The sequence below is a fragment of the Rhizobium sp. SVR5-9E genome (assembly GCF_056755095.1).
The window spans coordinates 1-296 of record NZ_JBNDHS010000335.1; the positions used below are offsets into that span (position 1 = coordinate 1).

Here is a 296-nt window from a genome sequence, read left to right on the forward strand (position 1 = left end):
CATCGACTGGCGAAGTACATCGCCATCGCCGCAGGTGCTGTTGCGCTCATTTATGGCGCGTTCAGGCGCAATGCGAGACTGGTCACGGCCGCGCTGCTGATGGGGCTTGGCGCGCTGGTGGTTGGCGTACTGAAAAGCATAAGCCATCACAGCTGCCCGTGGGATCTGGTGGAGTATGGCGGTAAGGCCGTTTCTTATCCGCTGTTCAGTGCCGCTCCCGCTGACAGCGGTCCGGGGCGCTGTTTCCCCGGCGGTCATGCCTCAAGCGGCTTTATGGTGATGGGACTGTTCTTTGC

At 61.1% G+C, this 296-nt stretch carries 1 protein-coding gene; it reads left to right on the plus strand.

The genetic code is table 11. From position 1 onward, the window contains the following. A partial coding sequence (locus tag ACPYOJ_RS35065) for a phosphatase PAP2 family protein (protein WP_481420338.1) occupies positions 1–296 on the plus strand: 296 nt, incomplete at both ends.